Below are 2,857 nucleotides of genomic sequence, written 5' to 3' on the forward strand. Positions count from 1 at the left end.
AAGGGCATCAAGGAAACCGAGGCAAAGCCCGGCGAATGGATCGCCATCTCGGGCTGCGGCGGCCTTGGCCATCTGGCCATTCAATATGCCAAGGCGATGGGGCTGCTGGTCTGCGGTGTCGATATCGACGACGGCAAGCTGGACCATGCCAGGCGTCTGGGCGCCGATCTGGTGATCAATGCCAAGACCCATGATCCGGCAGAAGAGCTGAAAAAGGAAACCGGCGGCGGCGCGCACGGCGTGCTGATCACCGCGCCCTCGCTGGCAGCCTTCAAACAAGGCGTGGCGATGACGCGCAAACGCGGCACCTGCGCGCTGGTCGGTCTGCCGCCGGGCAGCTTCCCGCTCGATATTTTCAATCTGGTTGCCGCATGCGTCACCGTGCGCGGATCATTCGTGGGCACCCGCAAGGACATGGCGGAATGCCTCGACTTTGCCGCCAGGGGCAAAGTGCACGCGGACATCGAACTGCAACCGCTGTCGGCCATCAACAGCGTGTTCGAACGACTGACCCACGGGGATGTCCCGTCACGCGTCGTGCTCGATTTTACCGATACAGCCGGCGTCTGACGGCAACGCCCTTGCGCCGACTGCGCCTTTCAGCAGTCGGCGCATATCACCCGAAGAAACGGAGAAAAACCATGGTCGATCTTGATCGTGACAAGGCGCCAGACAGCAAGTGGTTCTGGATACTCCTGCTGGTAGTCTTGTTTGGTGTGGTGCTGTTTTGGTTCACGAACCCGCTTGGCAGCATCAAAGTGCCGGCGACCGGGGGACCAACCAGCCAGTCAACAGACGTGGACCCGGCAGAACAGGATTCTTCTTCAGTGCCTTTGACGTTGCCTTCGACCGCCGGGTGAAAAACACACCGTTGCCGCCTTCAATGGAGATTCACAATGCCAAGCATGGAACAGATCGAGCTTCAGCGACACAGGCCCGAAATCGTTGCCGATATGGCCAAACTGATCGATCGATGGCGCGCAATCTTTGATTGGGATGTGCCCGAGATTGACCAGAAACATGCCGACAAGCTGATCATATCGGAAGCACGCACGGCACTGGATCAAATTGAACGGGATCTTATCACATAAGCGTGGTCGATTAGGGCCGCTACCGGTCTCTATTTTGGCAAGCCAGTCATATGAGCCGCGCGCCGAAGGGCAACCGCAACGCGTGGAAACACGGCACGCGCTCTGCTGAGATATTGAGGGCCGATTGTGCGAACCTCCGGTCAAAGATTGAGATAAACGCGCGTATCAGTCAAAAAATACTGATTGAAGCAACACCAAATGTATAGAAATGCCGAAGAAGCGGGTCGGAGAGTACATTCACTGGCCAGAGGTTCGTATGGCGATATTCAAGTATTTTACTGAGGAAGTGCACGCGTCGGCACTCCTCAGTAAGGGCAAGCTGATGCTGCAGCCCCTCTCCCATTTCCGAGCAAGAGAAGCTGATGGGGTTCGGGGCGACCCACGCGACGGTATTCTGACCTATGCGCCGCAAGGCGGGCTCGTCATGAACATGGCGGATGGGCGGGTTATCAGGCTGGAGGGCGGGAGCCTCAACTCAACTGTCAACCAAAACGACGTGTTCGTGTATTGCGCCAGCAATCAGTTATCTGCCGATCTGGCCGAAAAATTCGGTCCATTCTGCGTCGAAATCCCCGACCCCGACTTGCTAGTCCAGCGGTTGAAGAGGCGGGCGCATCCCACGTCGCAATTCGACTACAGCCAGGTTGTCTGCGGCAATGTTGATTATCGGGAGCATAGCAGGGAACCGGGAGCCGATTGGGCTCTTCCTGAAAGACTGGTCCTCATCAAACCAGTGGAGTTTGCGTGGCAGGACGAGTTTCGTATCGCGGTTGGGACACGGGACATCATGAACGTCGAAAACGTCGGACTGACGATACAGACAGGGCCGACGCCACCAGTATTCGAGCCAGTGCCAGCGCCGATTTTTCTGGCGGTCGGCAATCTAATCGACGTTGTTAAGCTGCATCGATTCTAGGCAATTTGTGACCGAAACGTATTACTCTGATGTCCCGTTGGGACCCGCACGGGTCGAGGCCGGTCGATTTGAGTCATATTTCCAACCTAAGTCATTGAAAATATGGTGAGCCCAGCTGGATTCGAACCAGCGACCTACTGATTAAAAGCTCCAATCAGTATCTCACCCAGGGTATCCGAACCCTTCCCATCGCACGACAAGCTCGATATATATCCTCTGAATTCAGGTGGTTATCGCACTTTAGGTTGCCCTGGCGTAGCGAGAGATTCTAATCCTGATTTCAACATTCACCGGCCTAAAACCGGCCTAAAAATCAGGAGTGAGCCAATGCCCGACATGCGTATCGCGCTTACGGAAAAGGCAATTGCGTTGCTTCCACCTGCCAATGAAGGCCAATACAAAGTCCGCGATTCCGAACTGAAGGGCTTTTATCTTCTCGTAGGCAAACGACAGCGCACATACATGGTGCAAGCAGATCTACGCCGGGACGGCAAGCGAGTTTCATCGATCAAGGTATCCGTTGGTGACGTCGTTGACCTCCCGCTGCGAGAGGCAAAGACGATGGCCAAGGCCTATCTGCTCGAGATCAGCCGGGGACGGCACCCGAAGGCGCCAGAACAAATGAAAGAAATTTCCGGCAGCAATGTGACGCTCCGGCAAGCCTGGGAGCGATATGTCGAAGGTCACCTGCAACGCAAAGGCAGAGCCGAGGATCATGTCCCATGGCGTGGTGTAGATTATTGAAGCCACCGCCGATTTCGGCATCAGTTTGAGCCGGTCATGCGCCTGGCACAGCCGAGAGCACGACGATGGGATTGTCGCTCACTGGCGCCATGGTTTCAAGCGACAT

5 protein-coding genes and 1 tRNA gene are annotated in these 2,857 nt (G+C 56.0%); 5 read left to right on the plus strand and 1 reads right to left on the minus strand.

The genetic code is table 11. The annotated features are described in order from the left end of the window. The 4 genes from P4L78_RS01330 to P4L78_RS01345 all read left to right on the plus strand — a co-directional run. On the plus strand, nt 1-570 hold a 570-nt coding region (locus tag P4L78_RS01330), incomplete at its 5' end, for a zinc-binding dehydrogenase (RefSeq protein ID WP_309326466.1). 71 nt (nt 571-641) lie between these two features. Further along, nucleotides 642-860 (plus strand): hypothetical protein, encoded by a 219-nt coding sequence (locus P4L78_RS01335; protein WP_309326468.1) that lies wholly within the window; start codon nt 642-644, stop codon nt 858-860. Between the two features lie 36 nt (nt 861-896). After that, nucleotides 897-1,091 carry a hypothetical protein gene (locus P4L78_RS01340; protein ID WP_309326469.1) on the plus strand — a complete coding sequence of 65 codons (195 nt, stop codon included), beginning with the start codon at nt 897-899 and terminating at the stop codon, nt 1,089-1,091. Nucleotides 1,092-1,347: 256 nt separating this feature from the next. Beyond that, nucleotides 1,348-2,007 (plus strand): hypothetical protein, encoded by a 660-nt coding sequence (locus P4L78_RS01345; RefSeq protein ID WP_309326471.1) that lies wholly within the window; start codon nt 1,348-1,350, stop codon nt 2,005-2,007. 103 nt (nt 2,008-2,110) lie between these two features. Here the strand turns inward: P4L78_RS01345 and P4L78_RS01350 are convergent. Next, nucleotides 2,111-2,211 (minus strand) — tRNA-OTHER (locus tag P4L78_RS01350). A 123-nt stretch (nt 2,212-2,334) separates the two neighbouring features. Between P4L78_RS01350 and P4L78_RS01355 the strand changes: the two genes are divergently transcribed. Next, nucleotides 2,335-2,751: an integrase arm-type DNA-binding domain-containing protein gene (locus P4L78_RS01355; RefSeq protein WP_309326473.1), complete on the plus strand. Its 417-nt coding sequence runs from the start codon at nt 2,335-2,337 to the stop codon at nt 2,749-2,751. Nucleotides 2,752-2,857: the final 106 nt, after the last annotated feature.

Origin of the sequence: Silvimonas sp. (genome assembly GCF_031291215.1) — a bacterium.
Taxonomy (GTDB): Bacteria; Pseudomonadota; Gammaproteobacteria; order Burkholderiales; family Chitinibacteraceae; genus Silvimonas; species Silvimonas soli.